General features: G+C 75.4%; 1 protein-coding gene. It reads left to right on the forward strand.

Annotated elements, in window-relative coordinates; genetic code table 11:
- Positions 1–1,121 (forward strand): maltokinase N-terminal cap-like domain-containing protein (locus C1I97_RS37575; RefSeq protein ID WP_111007326.1); only part of this gene is annotated, 1,121 nt, incomplete at its 5' end.
- Between the last annotated feature and the right edge of the window lie 50 nt (positions 1,122–1,171).

Consider the following 1,171-nt stretch of genomic DNA (forward strand, 5'->3'; position numbering starts at 1 on the left):
GCTACCAGCTGCTGCTCGGTGTACGGCAGCAGCCGACCCCGCGCCTGCACCGGGCCTTCATCGGCCGTCCCGCGGAGGGCCCGCTGGCCGGCCTCGCGGTCTACGACGCGCTGTGCGACCCTCGTTCGGCACAGCTGCTCCTGGAGCGGCTGCGCCACCCCGGCACGTCCGGCCCGCTGTGCTTCGAGGCGGACCCGTCCGTGCTGATTCCCGGTGGTCTGGTGCCCAGGCTGCTGGACGCCGAGCAGTCCAACTCCTCGATCGTGTACGGCGACGAGTTCATCCTGAAGGTCTTCCGCCGCATCCAGCCGGGCGTCAACCCGGACCTGGAGGTCTCCTGGGCGCTGGCCCGGCAGGACTGCGCCCGCGTCCCCGCTCCGGTGGCGTGGTTCCGCACCACCGCGCCGGAGTCGGCGACGCTCGGTGTGCTCCAGCCGTTCCTGTGCGACGCGGCCGACGGCTGGACCCTGGCCCTGCGGGCGCTGGCCGCCGGCGACGACTTCACCGTCCAGGCGCACCAGCTGGGGCAGGCGACCGCGGAGGTGCACCTGGCGCTGGCCGGCGCCTTCCCGACCGGCGGGCACCGGGAGGTGGCGCGGACGGCGGCGGCGATGACCGAGCGGCTGGAGGCCGCGGCGCACAGCGTGCCCGCGCTCCGACCGTACACGGCCCGGCTGCGGACCGCGTTCGCCGCGCTGGCCAGCTGCGACGCCGGGCCGCCCGCCCAGCGCGTGCACGGCGACCTGCATCTGGGGCAGGTGCTGCGGGCCGGGCGCGAGTGGTTCGTCATCGACTTCGAGGGCGAGCCGTCCCGTCCGCTCGCCGAGCGCCGCCTGGCCGAGTCCCCGGTGCGGGACGTGGCGGGCATGCTGCGCTCCTTCGACTACGCCGCCCGGCAGCGCCGCCCCTGGCGCCCGGAGTGGGCGCGCCGCTGCCGGGAGGCGTACTGCGCCGGCTACGCGTCCCGGGCCGGCTGGGATCCCCGTAAGAAACACGCCCTGCTGCGGGCCTACGAGACGGACCGTGCCGTGTACGAAGTGCTGTACGAGGCCCGGCACCGCCCCGACTGGCTCGCCGTACCGATGGCGGCGATCGAACGTCTCGCCGTGAGAGGAGGCTGAACCGGTGGCACCGCGCGACACGTCACGTCCCGAGCCGTCCGGCCCCGTCC

Source organism: Streptomyces sp. NTH33 (assembly GCF_003236365.1).
Taxonomy (GTDB): Bacteria; Actinomycetota; Actinomycetes; order Streptomycetales; family Streptomycetaceae; genus Streptomyces.